This window comes from Tabrizicola sp. (genome assembly GCF_016793705.1).
Lineage (GTDB): Bacteria > Pseudomonadota > Alphaproteobacteria > Rhodobacterales > Rhodobacteraceae > Tabrizicola.
Genome location: NZ_JAEULO010000018.1, coordinates 62208 through 78707, shown reverse-complemented (window position 1 = coordinate 78707; position 16500 = coordinate 62208). Strand labels below are relative to the sequence as shown.

The window sequence follows — 16500 nt, the reverse complement described above, 5'->3', positions numbered from 1 at the left end:
GAATTCCTGAACCTGGTCGGCGGGTCTGGTCAGCCACGCCCGATATAGGGCATGTCGCGGGCCATGATCGTCACGAAGGGCGTGTTCACGTCGAGCGGCAGGCTGGCCATGTGCAGCACCATGGCCGCGACATGGCCGACGTCCATCACGGGTTCCACGCGGGTTTCGCCATTCGCCTGGGGCACGCCGGTCGTGAAGGCCGAGGCCATGTCGGTCAGCGCGTTGCCGATGTCGATCTGCGCGCAGGCGATGTCGAAGGCGCGGCCGTCGAGGCCAAGGGTGCGGGTCAGGCCGGTCACGGCATGTTTCGACATGGTATAGGGGGTGCTTCCGGGCCGGGGCACATGCGCCGAGATCGAGCCGTTGTTGATGATGCGGCCGCCACGCGGGGACTGCCGGCGCATCAGGCCGAAGGCGGCGCGGGCGCAGAGGAACATGCCGGTGATGTTGGTGCGACTGACTTCCAGCCATGTCTCGACCGGGATTTCGTCGATGGGCGCGGCGGGGGCGGCAATGCCCGCGTTGTTGAAAAGGACGTCGAGACGGGGAAGCTCGGCGAAGGCGGCGTCGACCTGCGCCGGATCGCCGACATCGGCGGTCAGGATGCGGGCGGTGTAGCCCTCGGCGGTCTCCTCCAGCGCAGCGCGGCGGCGGCCGAGGAGCGTGACCTCCCAGCCTTCAGCGAGGAAGAGCCGGGCGGTGGCGCGGCCGATACCGGCCCCGGCGCCGGTGATCAGGACCCTGCGGGTCATCCCGGCACCTGTTGCAGGAAGTGATATTTCAGGAGCCAGAGCGAGGCCCGGGCGATCATGGCGGTGGGCAGGCGGGTGGCGGCGGCGATCTCGGCCTCGGTGGCCCCCCCCGGGCCGGTGGCGGCATAGGCGGCAAGGATTGTCTCGATCCGGGCCGGGTCTTCCAGCAGGCGGCGGCGGGCGACGTAGTTCCGGAGTTCGAAGGTCTCGGCGGCGGAGGCGCGGCCGCTTGTCCCGGTGGCAGCCAGGCGGCGGTCCGGGGCGGCGAAGGCGGTCGGGTAGGCGGCGAACATCTCCTCGACGGCGGGGCCGACCGGGATCAGCCCGGGCTCGCGCGGGGCAAGCGCGGGGCCGCCTTTCGCGCGGGCGTGGGCCAGCATCGCTGCCTGTTCGCCCCAGAGCGCCTGCATCTGCGGGATCACCGCCGACCAGTCGTAGAGCCGCCGCGCCCTGTCGCGCGCGGCGGCGCCCATCCGCGCCCGCAAGGCGGGGTCGCGCGCCAGCGTCGCCAGCGCGCGGGCCAGGGCGGCGACGTCGATCGGGGTCATCGCCGAGAGCTGGCTGAGGTATTGCAGGTAGCTGTCGGTGCCGCCGAGGTAGCGGTGGCTCACATAGCTCGAAACCCCCGTGCGCGGCAGTTCGGTCGGGATGCGGAAGCCCACGTCGGGCGTCACGGTGTCCTTCATCCCGTCCCAGTCCGAGACGATGACCGGCAGGCCCGCCGCCATCGCTTCCACGGGGGCGAGACCGAAGGTTTCCTGAAGGTTGTCGATGGGAAAGACGAAGACATCGCCGCCGGAGAGCGTCGCCCTGCGCTCGGCGGGATCGGCGCCGTCGAGCAGGCGGTAGCCGCAGGAGGGCATCAGCCGGGCGGCGGCGGTGGCAAAGACCTCCTGCCAGAGGGGTTCGGAGAACTGGCCGCAGAGAACGAGGTGGAGCTTGCCGCCGCCCTCGGCGCGCCAGGTCGCGGCCGCTTCTTCCATCGCCAGGAACAGCGGCAGCGGGTCGAATTTCTCGTCGGGGGTAAGCCGGGCGATGGAGACGGCGACCAAGTCGCCGGGACCGGCGCCGATGCGGTCGCGGAGGGCCGAACCGGAGGCGGCGTCGGGCTGGAACGCGGCGCAATCCACCCCGAGCGGGATCACCGGCAGCAGCGGGCGCGCAGGCAGGATCGCGCCGGAAAAGCGTTGGGAAAGATGCGCCTCGGCCAGTTCCATCAGGCGGCGAACCGAAGCCTGCACCGCCTTCGAAGTGCAGATCACCGCGTCCCAGGGCATTTGCGGGGCCGAGCGCAGGTCGAAAAGGCACTGCATGACGTTGCGCGTGGCGGTGGTATGGGTGATGCCGCAGAGCGCCCAGGCCGCGGCGCCCTCCGGGGCGCGACGCCACAGCTCTGTCGACGAGATCGGCGCGGGGTAGTGCACCACATCGACCGGACGCAGCGCCATCGGCGTGTCGAGACGTACCCCGCGCAGGGGGGCGGTCACGCCGCTGGCGCGGGCGAGGTCGGCAAAGGCGGCATGGTCGGACCGGGAATGGGCGAAGGAGACGTATTCGTCCACCTCGCCATGGGCGAAGAAGCCGCGCAGGAAGCTTTCGCCCGCGACGCGGCGACCGTTGATGCCCTTCTTGACCGGATCGTAGCCGTCGGTGGCAAACCAGATTGCGGCATTCGTGGCGGTCATCAGAGGCCTGTCCCTGCGGTGTCAGCCCATCGGTAGAGGCTGGGCCGGGCTTCGGCAAGCCGGATCAGGCGGTGGGACCCTGGGCGCGGCGGGTCAGGATCACCCGGCGCAGGAAGGCCATGAGGAAGAGGCCGGTCAGGATCAGGATGATGGTCGGCGCGGGGGCCGAGTCGAGATGGAAGCTGGCCCAGAGCCCGGCGAGCATGGCGAGGAGGCAGACAAGGGTCGCCGCGATCAGCATGGCGCCGAAGCTGCGGGCGATGAGGAAGGCGATCGCCCCCGGCGCAATCAGAAGGCCGATGGCAAGGATCAGGCCGACGGAGGACAAAGTGGCGACGATGGTCAGCGCCAGTATGGCGAGGAGGCCGTAGTGCAGAAGCTTCACCGGCAGGCCCGAAACCTGGGCCTGGGCCGGGTCGAAGGCGTGCAGCATCAGGTCTCGCCATTTGAGCGCGAGGACAAGGGTCACGGGGGCGGCGATGGCAGCGGCTGTGATCAGGTCCCCCTGCCCCACCCCGAGCATGTTGCCGAAGAGGATGTGGTCGAGGTGCACATCGGTCGGGAAGGCGGTGATCAGCACGACTCCGCTGGCGAACATCGCGGAGAAGACCACGCCCATCACCGTGTCACGCTTGATCCGGCTGTTGTCGGCAAGGTAGCCGGTCAGGAGCGCCGAACCGAGGCCGGCCACGAAGGCGCCGACCAGCAGGGGGATGCCCGCCATGTAGGCCAGCACGATGCCGGGCAGGACGGCATGGCTGACCGCATCCCCCATCAGCGCCCAGCCCTTCAGCACCAGGAAGCAGGAGAGAAGCGCGCAAGGCGCCGCCACGATCAGCGCGATCAGGAAGGCGTTCTGCATGAACGGGAACTGGAAGGGCTGGAGAAGCGCGTCGATCATGCGCTTGCCCTCCGCTTCGCGGCGAGAAGGCCGTGTTTTGGGGCGAAGACGAAGGCCAGCGCGAAAAGGGCCGTCTGGAGGAGGACGATGATGCCGCCGGTAGCGCCGTCGAGGAAGTAGCTGACGTAGGCGCCCACGAAGCCGGTCGTGGCCCCGATGCTGGCGGCCAGCGTCAGGAGGCGGGGAAAGCGGTCGGTCAGGAGATAGGCGGTGGCGCCGGGGGTGACGACCATGGCAACGACAAGGAAGGCCCCCACCGTCTGCATCGCGGCGACGGTCGAGGCGGAGAGGAGGGTGAAGAAGACGAGCTTCAGGAGATCGGGGCGCAGGCCGATGGTGCGGGCATGGGCCTCATCGAAGAAGGTGACCATCAGGTCCTTCCAGAGAACCAGCAGGATCGCGGCGGAGACCCCGCCGATGATCACGAGTTGAGCCGTGTCGCCGGGGGAGATGGCGAGGATATTGCCCATGGTGATGGTCTGGATCGAGACGGAGGTGGGGTAGATCGAGATCAGGAACAGGCCGAGGCCGAAGAAGGAGGTGAAGATCAGGCCGATGACGGTGTCGGTCTTCAGCCCGGTGCGGGTGCCGAGAAACAGCATGGCGGCGGCGGCGAGGCCCCCGGAGAGGAAGGCGCCGAGGGCGAAGGGGAGGCCGAGGATATAGGCCCCCGCGACACCGGGGACGACGGAATGGGAAAGCGCGTCGCCGATCAGCGACCAGCCCTTGAGCATGAGATAGGCGGACAGGAAGCCGCAGACGCCGCCGACGAGGGCCGAGACCCACATCGCGTTGGTCATGTAGCCGTAGGCGAAGGGTTCAAGCATGAAGTTGGCTCCCATGCCCCGCGATGGGGAGGGCATCGAGGCGGGAAGAGCCTCCGGCGGGGATATTTGGGCAAAGATGAAAGACGGGGCGGGTCATCTGTCGCCCTTCCGGCCGTATTGCACGAAGGGGCGTTCGTCGTCGGTCAGGATGCTGATCTCGCGGGTGTCGTCGTCTTCGTGCAGGTCGGTGCCGCCGAGGGTGAAGTGACGCAGGACGCCGCCGAAGGCGCGTTCGAGGTTGTCACGGGTGAAGGTGGTTTCCGTGGGCCCGTGGGCAAGGACGGTGCCCTTCACCAGCACGGTCCGGTCGCAGAAATCGGGGACCGAGCCAAGGTTGTGGGTCGAGACCAGCATGACATGGCCCTCGTCGCGGAGCGTGCGGAGAAGGGCGATGATCTGCTCTTCTGTCTTCACGTCGACGCCGGTGAAGGGTTCGTCGAGGAGGATGATCCGGCCCTCCTGTGCCAGCGCGCGGGCAAGGAAGACGCGCTTCTTCTGGCCGCCCGAAAGCTCGCCGATCTGGCGGTGACGAAGGTCGGTCAGGCCCACCCGCGCCAGCGCCTCATCCACCTTGGCGCGGTCGGTGGCGGAGGGGCGACGGAGCATCCCCATATGGCCGTAGCGGCCCATCATGACCACATCCTCGACCAGGACGGGAAAGGACCAGTCCACCTCCTCGGCCTGGGGGACATAGGCGACGAGGTTCCGGCGCAGCGCCTCGCGCACGGGCAGGCCGAGAAGGCGGATCGTGCCGCGGGCGACGGGGACGAAACCCATGATCGCCTTGAAGAGGGTGGATTTCCCGGCGCCGTTCACCCCGACAAGGGCGGTGATCGTGCCGTGGGGGATCTCGAAGCTGGCGTCGGTCAGCGCGGTCAACCCGTTGCGGTAGGTGACGGTGACGCCTTCGGCGAAGATGCCTTCGGAGGTTTCGGTATTCGCCTGATGGTCGCGCATCTGCTCACTCCGCCGGGGCCAGGCCGCGGGCGATGGTTTCGGTGGTGACTTTCAGCAGGTCGAGATAGGTCGGGACCGGGCCGCCCTCGTCTGACAGGCTGTCGACGTAAAGCACGCCGCCGAAGGCCGCGCCGGTTTCGCGGGCGACCTGTTCGGCGGGGTCGGAGGAGACGGTGCTTTCGCAGAAGACCGCGGGAATCTGATGCTCGCGCACCCCGTCGATCACTGCCCGGACCTGGCGGGGGCTGCCCTGCTGGTCGGCGTTGATCGGCCAGAGATACAGCTCGGAAAGGCCAAGGTCGCGCGCGAGGTAGGAGAAGGCACCCTCACAGGTGGCGAGCCAGCGGCGGTCTTCCGGCAGGGCGGCGATCTGGGCCTTCAGCGGGTCGAGCGCGGCGGCGAGGGTCGCCTTGTAGGTCTCGGCATTGGCCTTGTAGGTCGCGGCATTCTCGGGGTCGGCGGCGGACAGCGCACCCGCGATGTTGTCGACGTAGATCGCGGCGTTCGCGAGGCTCATCCAGGCATGGGGGTTGGGCTTGCCGTCGTAATCGCCGCCGGTGATCGAGATCGGCTCGATTCCGTCGGTCAGGGTGGCCGAGGGCACGTCACCGAGGTTGCCGAGGAACTGCTCGAACCAGCGTTCGAGGCCGAGGCCGTTCCACAGGATCAGGTCGGCGTCGGAGGCGGCGACGATGTCCTTCGGTGTGGGCTCGTAGCCATGGATCTCGGCGCCGGGCTTGGTGACGGAGACGACATCCACCCCCTCGCCCGCCACGTTGCGCGCCATGTCGGCGATCACGGTGAAGGTGGTGACGACCTTGAGCCGGTCTTGCGCCTGCGCGGAGAGCGGCAGGGCGAGGAGGCTTGCGAGGATCAGGGCTCGGCGAGGAAGGTGCATGGACGCTCCTTTGGTTGGGCGGAGTAGAATGTAAATGAGAAGCATTTGCAAGAAGGCAAGGGGCAGCTGCGCGACGACCCTGCGAAAGCGGAAGCGTTCCGAGCCTTACGGGTCGCGCTGCACCAGCCGCACCAGCACGGGCGCCACGACGATGACCACCAGGATGCGCACGACGTGATGCAGGGCGACGAAGGCCACGTCGGCGTGGATGGCGAGTGCGATGAGGCCCATCTCGGTCAAGCCCCCCGGCGCCAGCGCCAGCAGGGCCTGGTCGATCCCGACCCCTGCGCCCACCTGCATGGCGAAGGCCCCGACCAGCGCGAGGCAGAGCGTCAGGACGGTGGCGCCGAGGCTCAGGAGCCCGGCGCGGAACAGCATGCGGGTGTCGATCCCGAGGAAGCGGCAGCCGAGGATGGTGCCGAGCGCGACCTGGGCCGCGTTGATCAGCATGCCAGGCGGCGCGCTTTCGGTGAGCCCGGCCATGTGGATCGCGGCCGAGAGGATCAGCGGGCCAAGGAAGGTCGGCGCAGGCAGCCGCAGACGGGGACCGAGGATCGCCCCCAGCACGGCGCAGGCGGCCAGTGCCGCGGCATCCGTGAGCCCCAACGCCGTTCCCGCGACCGCACTGCCCGCCGCGCCCACGTCATAGCCCAGCACCAGGCGGAAGAGGACCGCCATCAGCCCGATGGTCAGCACGATCCGCAGCGAATGCGCCAGCACGATGGCGGGCACGTCGGCGCCCTTCGCCTCGCCGAGTTCGACCATTTCCGACAGGCCGCCGGGCATTCCGGCGAAATAGGCGGTTGTCCAGTCGACCCGCGCGACGAAGCGGTACCAGGGCACCACGACGGCGGCGACGGCGGCGAGGTAGACCATCAGGATCGACAGCGTGACCAAGGCCTCGCCCGCCTGGCCGATGACGGCGGGGGTGAAGCGCGAGCCGAGGAGCACGCCGATCACCGCGACGATGGCGGGCCGAAGGCGCATCGGCCCCGCGACCGGCAGCCCCGCGACCGAGGCGGTCATGGTGGCGAAAAGCGCGCCCAGCATCCAGGGCAAGGGCAGCGACAGGGCGTAGAAGACGAGCCCGCCCAGGGTTCCCAGGCCAAGGCCTGCTGCTATTCGGGCCAGTGGCGGCAAGGGTGCGTCCAAGGTCAGGCAGGCCCGACGACTGGCCGACGGCGGGCCGGAGCGGGCAGGAGGGGCTGGCGCACCCAGCACGATTCGAACGTGCGACCTTTGCCTTCGGAGGGCAACGCTCTATCCAGCTGAGCTATGGGTGCCTGGGGCCGTCCTTAGCGGAAGGCGCCGGGGGTTTCAATGGTCGACCTGCATCAGGCAAAGAGATCATGGGCCAGCTCCAGCGCGCTGACCAAAGCGTCGACCTCCTCCACCGTGTTGTAAAGCCCGAAGGAGGCGCGGCAGGAGGCGGTGATGCCATAGTGCTCCATCAGCGGCATGGCGCAATGGGTGCCAGCGCGGACGGCGATGCCGCGCTTGTCAAGGATGGTGGAGATGTCATGCGCATGCGCCGCGCCCTCCATCGTGAAGGAGAAGATCGCCCCCTTCCCCGCCGAATTCCCCTGCACATTCAGCCAGTTGAGACCCTTGAGCCGGTCACGGGCATAGTCGCGCAAGCTGCGTTCATGCGCCGCGACATCGGCCATGCCGAGGCCCATCAGATAGTCCAGCGCCACGCCGAGGCCGATCTGCTGGACGATGCCGGGGGTTCCGGCCTCGAATTTCATCGGCGGGTCGGCCCAGGTGATCGTCTCACGCGTCACCTCGCGGATCATGTCGCCGCCGCCGAGGAAGGGCCGCATCTCGGCCTGCCGCTCGCGGGCGATCCAGATGCCGCCAGAGCCGGAGGGGCCGTAAAGCTTGTGCCCGGTGATGGCGTAGAAGTCGCAGCCGATGGCCTGCACGTCGACCGGCATGTGGACGGCGGCCTGCGAGCCGTCAACCAGCACCGGCACGCCCTTTTCCCGCGCGCCCCGGCAAATGGCGGCCACGTCGACCACAGTGCCGAGGACGTTCGACATATGGGTGACGGCGACCAGCTTCGTCTTCGGCCCGATGGCCTCCAGCACCGCCTGCGGGTCGAGGTCGCCGTTCGCGTCCACCTCCACCCATTTCAGCACCACCCCCTGACGTTCGCGCAGGAAATGCCAGGGCACGATGTTGGCGTGATGCTCCATGATCGAGAGCACGATCTCGTCCCCCGGCTGCAGGCGCGGCGCGGCCCAGGCGTAGGAGACGAGGTTGATGCCTTCCGTCGTCCCGGTGGTGAAGACGATCTCCTCCTCCGAACCGGCGTTCAGGAAGCGGGCGATCACGCCGCGGGTGGATTCGTAGTGCTCGGTCGCGAGGTTCGACAGGTAGTGCAGGCCCCGATGGACGTTCGCGTATTCCTGGGAATAGGCCCGGGTCATCGCGTCGATCACCACCTGCGGCTTCTGGGCGCTTGCGCCATTGTCGAGGTAAACCAGCGGCTTGCCGTTCACCTCGCGCGCGAGGATCGGGAAATCGGCGCGGATTTTCCGGACGTCATACATCGGCAAAGGCCTCCGGGCCAAGAATCAGGACTGCCGCGATGCCCAGGATCAACCCGGTGCCAAGCGCTGTCAGCACCAGTCCCAGGAACACCCGCCCGCGCGAGCGGAAGCCGTGCAGTTCGGCAACGAAGGCGGTCATCAGCCAGAGGAAGAGCGCAAGGCCGCCAAGGCCGATGATCCCGGCCAGGGGCGGCGCGACCAGCGTGGCGGCGAGTTGCAGGACTTGCAGCGCCAGCATCGGCAGCTGCAACCAGACCACGACCAGAAGCGCATCGGGCAAGCTGCCGTCTCCGCCGAAGGCCCGCCCGACGCGGTGGATCAGCACGACGGAAAGCGCCAGGAAGAGCCACTGGAAGACGGCGGCGCGGAGGGGGCTGGCCAGCATGAAGCGGCTGAACGGGTCGAGTTCGGCGAGGCCCGGCCCGACCTGAAGGCTGGCGAAAAGCGCCGAAAGGACGGCCACCAGCAAGAGCCCCGCCGTCCGTGCCCGCATCGGCACGCCCTCGGCCAGAAGCGCGCGGGCCGCCTGCCGGGGCTCTTGCAGGGTCAGTCGCGCCAGCGCGCCGATGCGGTGCGTGAGGGTCGTCATCCGTGCTCTGCCTCGTGCAGAAGGGTGGCCCAGAGCCAGAGGAAGGCCGCGCCGACCAACAGCGTCACCAGCGTCAGCGCCGGGCCGGGGCCGATCATGCCCGAAACCAGGCCTTGCAGCAGCAGCAGCGGCCCGATGCAGGCAAGCGCCCAGAACAGTGCGATGCGCGCGCCATGCCACGTGCCCTGCCCCCCCATCGCCCGCGCTGCGATATGCCCCAGTGCGGCAAGGCCATACCAGAGCGGGATGGTCGCAAGGACGGCGAAAGCCCGCGCCATGATGCGGGGGCTGGCCGAGGGCTCGCCCGCAAGGAAAGCCTCGCGCGCGGCGACGGGCCATTGGCCGATGAAGGCGAGCGCGAGGAAGATCAACAGAAGCGAGAGTGCGAACGGCTCCGACTGCCCCCGCGCAAGGTGCTGCCGCAGGATAGCGCGCGGTCGGGCCCAGGTGGCGACGAGGTCGGTGGTGACGGTCATCCCCGCACCCTCACCCCTTCGTCCCGTGCCGCGCCAGCCAGCGTTCCAGCCGGGCGCGGATGTCTTCGGCGATGTCCTCGTCGGCGATTTCCTGGATCGCCTCGGCGAGGAAGGCAAGAACCAGAAGCGCCTGCGCCGTCCGCCGCGGAAGCCCGCGCGATTGCAGGTAGAAGAGCGCCGTTTCGTCGATGGCGCCGGAGGTGGAGCCGTGGCTGCATTTCACATCGTCGGCGTAGATTTCCAGCTCGGGCTTGGCCAGGAACTGGCTGTCCTCGTCCAGAAGCAGCGACTGGCTGATCTGGTAGCCGTCGGTCTTCTGCGCGCCGGGTTTCACCAGGATCTTGCCCTGGAACACCCCCGTCGCCCCGTTCATCAGCACTTTCTTGAACACCTGCCGGCTTTCGCAAGCCTCGGCGGCATGGGTGATGAAGACCGTATCGTCGTGATGGAACTCGCCGTCGCCGACCGCCGCGCCCGCCAGATGCGCCCGGCCCTCGGTCCCGGTCAGCTCCACCACCGCCTCGTTGCGGGTCAGGCGACCGTTGGCGGTGAGGGTGAAGGACCGCATCTCGGACCTGGTGCCGAGACGGGCGAAGACATGGGTCACGGCGCGGCGTTCATGGTCGCGGCCTTGCAGGCGGATATGGTGGAACCGGGCACCGTCGGCGACCTCGACCTCCAGCACCTTGGAGAAGCGCGCCGCGGCAGGGCCGTTTTCCAGAAGCGTCAGCTCCGCCCCCGGGTCCAGCTTCACGCAATGGTGGAGGATCGCGTCGGAAGTCTCTGACTGATGGACATAAATCAGCGAAACCGGCTTGGCCGCCCTGGCCGTGACATGGATCAGAACACCATCGGTTGCATGGGCGGTGTTCAACGCCGCGAAGGGTCGGGCGACCGGGGTCTGGCCACGCGCCTCAAGGATGCCATAGGTGCCTTGCGCCCAGTGGATGTCCTTCGACCCGGCCTCGGCCAGCCGTTCGATGGTCACGCCCGCAAGCGTCAGGTCGTCCGAGGCCTTCGGGTCGAAGACACCGTCCACGAAGACCACCTTAAGCCGGTCCATCCCGTCGAAGGGCGGAGCTTCATCGCTGGCATCGAAGCGATGCGCGACCGGCGCCTCGGGGGCGTTCAGGCTGGCCGGATCGGTGTAGCGCCAGTATTCGTCGCGCCGGACGGGCAGGCCCATGGCGTCAAGGCGCGCCAGAGCCTCGCCCCGTGCCGCCGCGAGCCATCCCTTGCCGGACAGCGCCGGCAACCCCGCCAGCCGCGCTTGCAGCGCGTCTTCCTTCGCCTTCGGCAATGCCATCAGCCCACCTCGCTCAGGATGTCGGCATAGCCATTGGTTTCAACCTCCAGCGCCAGTTCCGGCCCGCCGGTCTTCACGATCCGGCCCGCCGCCATGATATGCACCACGTCGGGGTGGATATGGTCCAGAAGCCGCTGGTAGTGGGTGATCACCAGGAAGGACCGGCCTTCGCTGCGCAGCGCGTTCACCCCGTCCGCGACCAGCTTCATCGCATCGACGTCCAACCCCGAGTCGGTCTCGTCCAGGATGCACATCCGGGGCTCCAGCATCGCCATTTGCAAAATTTCGTTGCGCTTCTTCTCGCCGCCGGAAAAGCCCACGTTAACCGGGCGCTTCAGCATCTCGGCGTCGATCTTCAGGGTCTTTGCCTTCGCCCGCACGACCTTCAGGAAGTCGCCCGCGCTCAGCTCCTCCTCGCCCCGCGCCTTCCGCTGGGCGTTCACCGCCGTCCGCAGGAAGGTCATGTTGCCGACGCCGGGGATTTCGACCGGATACTGGAAAGCCAGGAAGAGGCCCGCCGCCGCACGTTCCTCGGGCTCCATCTCCAGCAGTTCCTGCCCGTCGAGCGTGGCCGACCCTTCCGTCACCTCATAGCCGTCGCGGCCGGACAGCACATAGCTGAGCGTCGACTTGCCCGATCCGTTCGGCCCCATGATCGCATGGACCTCGCCCGCGCCGATCTTCAGGTCGACGCCGTTCAGGATCACCTTGTCCTCTTCTTCAAGTTTGACGTGCAGATTATTGATTTCAAGCATGATTTCTTTCCTTGTGGCCTCAGCGCAGATCGGAGAACCAGCCGATGGCCTGGGTGACCATCTCGGGCGGTATCGCGCCGGGGGTGACGGTGAAGCGGGCCATGCGGCCCACGATTTCCTCCAGGCGGGCCAGGCGTTCGACGCCGTGGTAATAGCGCCGGTCCTTGTAGTCGTCGAAAAGCACCGTGACCGGCCTTGTCGCGCGCAGCATCACCGCAACAAGGCATGAGGCGCGGAAGCGGCCGTCGATCAGCACCAGGTCGGGCTCGACGAAATCGGGACGGTCCCAGACCGACAGGGCATAGCCGGGAAAACTGCGGTGCTTCCGCGCCTTCAGCGGCACGCCCCACTCTCCCGTCGGTCCGATATTGGCGTAATGGATCACCGCCTTGTCCGAGATCGGTTGCAGATGCGCGGCGAGGCGCTCGGCCCAGGCCTTGTCGCTTTCCACACTGAACACGGTGCGGCCAAGCTCGGCGGCAAGGACGGTGGACCCGCCGCTGCCGTATTCCAGGATGACATCCGCCCGCTTGTAGGCAGCTTTCAGGATGGCGGCTTCCGCGGTTGGAAGGGTCAACTTGAAGCTGACAGGCGCGGCTTCCGGCGCGACAGCAGGCTCGGCGGGAACAGGCTCCGCCGGCAGATCAGGCTCTTCCAGCTGCAACATGACACGCTTCACCAAAGCCTCCGACGCCGCAACCGCAGGCGCAACGTCGGGAAGGCGCAGCAAGCGGGCCATCTCTTCGGTCACGGCCTCCTGCCATTTCAGGATCGTCCGATCTTCCATCTCGTTGCGGTCATATTCGTGGAAGAACGCTTCCGTATGACGAAGATTGGCGGCCCCCGCCGCATCCGGCTTGTAACCGCGGCCCCGCACCCGCTTCAGTGCAAACAAGTCCGGGGTTCGAACGATGTAGTGGTTGATCTGAGCGACGGCCCAACCGAACTCTTCAAGCGGAACGCGGCTGGTGCCTCCGGTATCCACCCCCTTCAGCCAGCGGTGATGCATTTTTACCTGATCGGAGGCAGAATGGCCGTTGCCGACCAGAACATCCTCCAGGCGGATATCGGACCCACGGGCAATCAGCGGTCGGTTGATGCCGTAGCGGGCAAATCCCCGTATCCCCGGCGAAAAGCGGAACAACGATTTCACCTCGAGGTTTGGCAGGAAATCCGGCAGCGACGCCCCGCTGAAGACCGGATCGACGAAGCGGCCGCCGAAGCGCGCCTGTCCACTTGCCCCGAACACACGCCAGTTGATCAGCGCGCATTGCTTTGTACCCATGTACCGGATGAGAGCATCGACGGTTCCGTCACCGACATGGACATTCAGGAACTCATCGGCGTCCAGCCAGAGATACCAGTCGCCGTCGCGATAGCCGATCTCATCCGAAAAGGCTATCGAAGCAACGCGTTGCGGGGAGTCCCCTTTGTTCACAACGGTCTTCAGATGGGTTACCTCGCCCGCTTCTGCCAAAGCCGCAAGGACTTCCTCCATTCCGTCGTTGGAGGGATTCGAGCAGATGACGATCCGGTCGAACCCGATCACCTTGTGATAAGCGATCCATTCCAGAAGGAAGGGCGCTTCGTTCTTCATGGCCGAATACAGCACCTTGCGGGCCATGCCCGCAGGTCTCACCGGCATCGCATTCTCAGCCGACTCCGCCTCAGAACGCGTCTGATCCTTCATCACCCCACCGAGCCTTCCAGCGAAATCGCGACCAGGCTCTGCGCCTCCATCGCGAATTCCATCGGCAGGGCTTGCAGGACTTCCTTGCAGAAGCCGTTCACCACCAGGGCCACCGCCTCTTCCTCATCCATGCCACGGCTGCGGCAGTAGAACAGCTGGTCATCATCGACCTTGGAGGTGGTCGCCTCATGTTCCACGCGCGAGGAATTGTTGCGTACCTCGATGTAAGGCACGGTATGCGCCCCGCATTTGTCGCCGATCAGGAGACTGTCGCACTGGGTATAATTGCGGCTGTCCTTGGCCTTGGGGTGCATCGACACGAGGCCGCGATAGGTATTCTGCGCCCGGCCCGCCGAGATCCCCTTCGACACGATCCGCGACTTGGTCCGCTTGCCGAGGTGGACCATCTTGGTCCCGGTATCGGCCTGCTGGGCGTTGTTGGCGATGGCGATGGAGTAGAACTCGCCCTGCGCATCGTCGCCGCGCAGGATGCAGGAGGGATATTTCCAGGTGATCGCCGACCCGGTTTCCACCTGTGTCCACATCACCTTGGCCCGGTCGCCCCGGCAATCGGCGCGCTTCGTCACGAAGTTGAAGATGCCGCCCTTGCCATTCTCGTCGCCCGGATACCAGTTCTGCACCGTGGAATATTTCACCTCGGCATCCTTCAGGATCACGATCTCCACCACCGCCGCGTGCAGCTGGTGGGTGTCGCGCTTCGGCGCGGTGCAGCCTTCCAGGTAGCTGACATAGGCGCCCTCGTCGCAGACGATCAGCGTGCGTTCGAACTGGCCGGTGTTCTCGGCGTTGATGCGGAAATAGGTCGAAAGCTCCATCGGGCAGCGGACGCCCGGGGGCACATAGACGAAGGAACCGTCGGAGAAGACCGCCGAATTCAGCGTCGCGAAGAAGTTGTCGGTCGGCGGCACGACCGAGCCGAGATATTGCTTCACCAGTTCCGGATGCTCGCGCACGGCTTCGGAGATCGAACAGAAGATCACCCCGGCCTTGGCCAGTTCCGCCTTGAAGGTGGTGCCCACCGAAACGCTGTCGAAGACGGCATCCACCGCCACCTTGCGCGGCTCCGCCTCACCTTCAACTCCGGCCAGAAGCATCTGTTCCTTCAGGGGAATCCCGAGCTTGGCATAGGTCGCCAGCAGCTTGGGGTCGACCTCGTCCAGGGACTTCGGCTTTTGCGCCATGCTCTTCGGCTTGGCGTAGTAATACTGGTCCTGGTAGTCGATTTCGGGATAGTTCAGCATCGCCCAACGCGGCTCTTCCATCTTCAGCCAGCGCTGGTAGGCGGCCAGCCGCCAGTTCAGCAGCCACTCCGGCTCGCCGTTCTTCTGGCTGATCAGGCGGACGATGTCTTCGGAAAGGCCCTTCGGGGCATATTCCGTCTCGATCTCGGTTTCCCAGCCGTATTTGTACTTGCCGGCCATGGCCTGCACGGTCTCGATCGTCTCGCGATCGACGCCCTCGCGCAGATCCGGGGTGGTTTCGAGAATCGCGGTCATCAGCGTCTTCCTTTCAGGCAGCCCGTGCCCGGGCCTTGGCATAGGCGGCAGTCCAGGCATCGCCGAACCGCAGCACGTCGTCTTGTCTCACCCCCGGGCCGATGGAGACCCGGATCGCCTGCGCGGCAAGGGATTCGCTGAACCCCATGGCCGTCAGCACGCGGCTGGCCCGCACCTTGCCGGAGGAACAGGCCGAGCCCGCGGACACCGCAAACCCCGCAAGGTCCATCGCCATCACCTGGGTCTCGCCCCGCCAGCCGGGTGCGATCAGGCAGAGCGTGTTCGGCAATCTAGGCGAACCATTCCCGACTGAAATAGTCCCGATTGCCGCAGCCGACAACTGCGATTCTAGAATATTTCTAAGTTCGGCGACCTCGTCCCAGACCCCGGCCGCCAGATCCCGCGCGGCGGCCTCGGTGGCGGCGGCAAAACCGGCGATGCCGATCAGGTTCTCGGTCCCCGCCCGGCGGCCCATCTCCTGCCCGCCGCCCTTGAGCTGCGGCGGCACCTCGACCCCCTGCCGCACCACCAACGCGCCGATTCCCTTCGGCCCGCCGAGCTTGTGGGCGGAGATGAGGCCCATCTCGCAACCAAGCCAGTTGAAGGCGAAAGGCACCTTGCCGAAGGCTTGCGTCAGGTCGCTGACGGCAAGTCCCGGTTGCAGGTCCTGCAATATCCCGGTCTCGCTGTTTGCCAGCTGAAGCGCGGTCTGCGCGGGCTCCGCGACCGCCACCCTGCCCTGCCCGTCCACCGGCAGGCTGACGTCGCACCACGCCGCCACCGCATCATGCTCCAGGCCCGCGCAGACCAGTCCCCGCCCCGCGCAGGCCAAAGCGGCCGCCTCGGTTGCGCCGGAGGTGAAGACGATATCCGCCCCCTCGGCCCCCAGCGCCGCCGCGACCTTTGCGCGCGACCGCTCCAGCAATGCCTTCGCCGCCCGCCCCTCGGCATGGACGGACGAGGGGTTGCCCACCACCTCCATCGCCGCGGCCATCGCCGCCTTCGCCTCGGGGCGCAGCGGGGCGGTCGCGTTCCAGTCGAGGTAGAGCCTAGTCATGCTCATCGACCACCCGGAAGAGCGAGGGCACCGCCGGGCATGGCGTCAGGTCGTTCTTCACCACGTCCGAAAGCCGCACCTGATGCAGGAAGACATAAACGTTGGCCGACAGGCTTTCCCACAGTCGATTGGTCAGCGACTGCGCGCGCGACCCCGAGAGGCCACCAGAAGCCCCGGCCCCGGTGTGCATCGCGTCGACGGTTTCCTCGACCGCCTCCATCACTTCGGAAATACGGATCTCGTTCGGGCTGCGGGCCAGCTTGTAGCCCCCGCCCGGCCCGCGCACCGCCTCGACCAGGCCGGCGCGGCGCAGCTTGACGAAAAGCTGCTCCAGATAGGGCAGGCTGATGTCCTGCCGTTTCGAGATCGCGGCCAGCGAGACAAGCTCGTCACCGTCCGATTTCGCCTCGGCCAGCGCGAGATCCGCCAGCGCCACCATCGCATAGCGACCTTTGGTCGACAGCTTCATTCCACCCTCCTGCCCCCGGCATCGGGGAATCGCAACCGCATTGACGCCGCGCGCGGCGCAGATTAC

Annotated in this window: 16 protein-coding genes and 1 tRNA gene; all 17 read right to left on the bottom strand. The window is 67.0% G+C overall.

Annotation, left to right across the window (positions count from 1 at the left end; translation table 11 throughout):
- Positions 1 to 29 precede the first annotated feature (29 nt).
- The gene (locus JNJ68_RS02960; protein WP_294978738.1) at positions 30 to 752 is read right to left on the bottom strand and encodes an SDR family oxidoreductase; all 723 of its coding nucleotides are present in this window, start codon (positions 750 to 752) and stop codon (positions 30 to 32) included.
- A complete protein-coding gene (locus tag JNJ68_RS02955; RefSeq protein WP_294978736.1) occupies positions 749 to 2437 on the bottom strand; it encodes a glycosyltransferase family 4 protein in 1689 nt (562 codons plus the stop codon). Before JNJ68_RS02955 ends, JNJ68_RS02960 begins: the two co-directional genes overlap by 4 nt.
- A 64-nt stretch (positions 2438 to 2501) precedes the next feature.
- A complete protein-coding gene (locus JNJ68_RS02950; RefSeq protein WP_294978734.1) occupies positions 2502 to 3338 on the bottom strand; it encodes a metal ABC transporter permease in 837 nt (278 codons plus the stop codon).
- Positions 3335 to 4165 carry a metal ABC transporter permease gene (locus JNJ68_RS02945; RefSeq protein WP_294978732.1) on the bottom strand — a complete coding sequence of 277 codons (831 nt, stop codon included), beginning with the start codon at positions 4163 to 4165 and terminating at the stop codon, positions 3335 to 3337. The genes JNJ68_RS02950 and JNJ68_RS02945 overlap by 4 nt, the downstream gene beginning before the upstream one ends.
- A gap of 93 nt (positions 4166 to 4258) precedes the next feature.
- The gene (locus JNJ68_RS02940) at positions 4259 to 5122 is read right to left on the bottom strand and encodes a manganese/iron ABC transporter ATP-binding protein (protein WP_294978729.1); all 864 of its coding nucleotides are present in this window, start codon (positions 5120 to 5122) and stop codon (positions 4259 to 4261) included.
- 4 nt (positions 5123 to 5126) lie between these two features.
- Positions 5127 to 6020 carry a metal ABC transporter substrate-binding protein gene (locus JNJ68_RS02935; protein ID WP_294978727.1) on the bottom strand — a complete coding sequence of 298 codons (894 nt, stop codon included), beginning with the start codon at positions 6018 to 6020 and terminating at the stop codon, positions 5127 to 5129.
- A gap of 105 nt (positions 6021 to 6125) precedes the next feature.
- Positions 6126 to 7160, bottom strand: a complete 1035-nt coding sequence (locus JNJ68_RS02930) for an AbrB family transcriptional regulator (RefSeq protein ID WP_294978724.1) — start codon at positions 7158 to 7160, stop codon at positions 6126 to 6128.
- 66 nt (positions 7161 to 7226) lie between these two features.
- Positions 7227 to 7303, bottom strand: a tRNA-Arg gene (locus JNJ68_RS02925).
- A gap of 51 nt (positions 7304 to 7354) precedes the next feature.
- Positions 7355 to 8575, bottom strand: a complete 1221-nt coding sequence (locus JNJ68_RS02920) for a cysteine desulfurase (protein ID WP_294978722.1) — start codon at positions 8573 to 8575, stop codon at positions 7355 to 7357.
- Complete coding sequence (locus tag JNJ68_RS02915) at positions 8568 to 9164, bottom strand: YIP1 family protein (protein ID WP_294978719.1); 597 nt, start codon at positions 9162 to 9164, stop codon at positions 8568 to 8570. Before JNJ68_RS02915 ends, JNJ68_RS02920 begins: the two co-directional genes overlap by 8 nt.
- Positions 9161 to 9640, bottom strand: coding sequence for a YIP1 family protein (locus JNJ68_RS02910; RefSeq protein WP_294978716.1), 480 nt, complete (start codon positions 9638 to 9640; stop codon positions 9161 to 9163). Before JNJ68_RS02910 ends, JNJ68_RS02915 begins: the two co-directional genes overlap by 4 nt.
- Before the next feature lie 10 nt (positions 9641 to 9650).
- Positions 9651 to 10946: a Fe-S cluster assembly protein SufD gene (gene sufD, locus JNJ68_RS02905; RefSeq protein ID WP_294978714.1), complete on the bottom strand. Its 1296-nt coding sequence runs from the start codon at positions 10944 to 10946 to the stop codon at positions 9651 to 9653.
- Positions 10946 to 11701, bottom strand: coding sequence for a Fe-S cluster assembly ATPase SufC (sufC, locus tag JNJ68_RS02900; RefSeq protein ID WP_294978711.1), 756 nt, complete (start codon positions 11699 to 11701; stop codon positions 10946 to 10948). Before sufC ends, sufD begins: the two co-directional genes overlap by 1 nt.
- Before the next feature lie 19 nt (positions 11702 to 11720).
- Complete coding sequence (locus JNJ68_RS19420; RefSeq protein WP_363165268.1) at positions 11721 to 13346, bottom strand: glycosyltransferase family 2 protein; 1626 nt, start codon at positions 13344 to 13346, stop codon at positions 11721 to 11723.
- 44 nt (positions 13347 to 13390) lie between these two features.
- Positions 13391 to 14908, bottom strand: a complete 1518-nt coding sequence (sufB, locus tag JNJ68_RS02885; RefSeq protein WP_294978708.1) for a Fe-S cluster assembly protein SufB — start codon at positions 14906 to 14908, stop codon at positions 13391 to 13393.
- A 13-nt stretch (positions 14909 to 14921) separates the two neighbouring features.
- Complete coding sequence (locus tag JNJ68_RS02880) at positions 14922 to 15965, bottom strand: aminotransferase class V-fold PLP-dependent enzyme (protein ID WP_294978852.1); 1044 nt, start codon at positions 15963 to 15965, stop codon at positions 14922 to 14924.
- Positions 15958 to 16434, bottom strand: coding sequence for an Rrf2 family transcriptional regulator (locus tag JNJ68_RS02875; protein WP_294978706.1), 477 nt, complete (start codon positions 16432 to 16434; stop codon positions 15958 to 15960). Before JNJ68_RS02875 ends, JNJ68_RS02880 begins: the two co-directional genes overlap by 8 nt.
- Positions 16435 to 16500 lie beyond the last annotated feature (66 nt).

Bases quoted from the DNA above. Each gene is read 5' to 3' on its own strand.
- JNJ68_RS02960 (WP_294978738.1), bottom strand. From the start codon at position 752: ATGACCCGCAGGGTCCTGATCACCGGCGCCGGGGCCGGTATCGGCCGC.
- JNJ68_RS02955 (WP_294978736.1), bottom strand. From the start codon at position 2,437: ATGACCGCCACGAATGCCGCAATCTGGTTTGCCACCGACGGCTACGAT.
- JNJ68_RS02950 (WP_294978734.1), bottom strand. From the start codon at position 3,338: ATGATCGACGCGCTTCTCCAGCCCTTCCAGTTCCCGTTCATGCAGAAC.
- JNJ68_RS02945 (WP_294978732.1), bottom strand. From the start codon at position 4,165: ATGCTTGAACCCTTCGCCTACGGCTACATGACCAACGCGATGTGGGTC.
- JNJ68_RS02940 (WP_294978729.1), bottom strand. From the start codon at position 5,122: ATGCGCGACCATCAGGCGAATACCGAAACCTCCGAAGGCATCTTCGCC.
- JNJ68_RS02935 (WP_294978727.1), bottom strand. From the start codon at position 6,020: ATGCACCTTCCTCGCCGAGCCCTGATCCTCGCAAGCCTCCTCGCCCTG.
- JNJ68_RS02920 (WP_294978722.1), bottom strand. From the start codon at position 8,575: ATGTATGACGTCCGGAAAATCCGCGCCGATTTCCCGATCCTCGCGCGC.
- JNJ68_RS02915 (WP_294978719.1), bottom strand. From the start codon at position 9,164: ATGACGACCCTCACGCACCGCATCGGCGCGCTGGCGCGACTGACCCTG.
- JNJ68_RS02910 (WP_294978716.1), bottom strand. From the start codon at position 9,640: ATGACCGTCACCACCGACCTCGTCGCCACCTGGGCCCGACCGCGCGCT.
- sufD (WP_294978714.1), bottom strand. From the start codon at position 10,946: ATGGCATTGCCGAAGGCGAAGGAAGACGCGCTGCAAGCGCGGCTGGCG.
- sufC (WP_294978711.1), bottom strand. From the start codon at position 11,701: ATGCTTGAAATCAATAATCTGCACGTCAAACTTGAAGAAGAGGACAAG.
- JNJ68_RS19420 (WP_363165268.1), bottom strand. From the start codon at position 13,346: ATGCCGGTGAGACCTGCGGGCATGGCCCGCAAGGTGCTGTATTCGGCC.
- sufB (WP_294978708.1), bottom strand. From the start codon at position 14,908: ATGACCGCGATTCTCGAAACCACCCCGGATCTGCGCGAGGGCGTCGAT.
- JNJ68_RS02880 (WP_294978852.1), bottom strand. From the start codon at position 15,965: ATGACTAGGCTCTACCTCGACTGGAACGCGACCGCCCCGCTGCGCCCC.
- JNJ68_RS02875 (WP_294978706.1), bottom strand. From the start codon at position 16,434: ATGAAGCTGTCGACCAAAGGTCGCTATGCGATGGTGGCGCTGGCGGAT.